Source organism: Pseudoalteromonas sp. 19-MNA-CIBAN-0066 (assembly GCF_040308705.1).
Lineage (GTDB): Bacteria > Pseudomonadota > Gammaproteobacteria > Enterobacterales > Alteromonadaceae > Pseudoalteromonas > Pseudoalteromonas nigrifaciens.
This window is the reverse complement of the sequence record NZ_JBEONZ010000401.1, coordinates 1-239: the sequence shown is the minus strand read 5'-3', so window position 1 is coordinate 239 and position 239 is coordinate 1. Positions and strand designations below refer to the sequence as shown.

Annotated in this window: 1 protein-coding gene; it reads right to left on the bottom strand. The window is 40.2% G+C overall.

Features of this window, described 5'->3' with window-relative positions; translation table 11 throughout:
- A partial coding sequence (locus tag AAEZ18_RS19600) for a glycosyltransferase (protein ID WP_352256127.1) occupies nucleotides 1-208 on the bottom strand: 208 nt, incomplete at its 3' end.
- Between the last annotated feature and the right edge of the window lie 31 nt (nucleotides 209-239).

Below are 239 nucleotides of genomic sequence, written 5' to 3'. Positions count from 1 at the left end.
CATTAGGGCTTGTTGCAATGCGACTTTCTATATTCAGATCTGTAAAAATACTGTTGAGTCGGTGAGCATAGGTATGCTTTGAGAATATTTCACGAATACCTGCCAGACTTCTTCTACGCCATTCTGCATCATCAGTCATTAGAGTATAAATAGCTTCATCAGCCTCTTCTTGGCTATTTACTAACCATACAGCATCAGAATCAAACAACGTTTCGATGCCCTTGGCATATGTACTCACC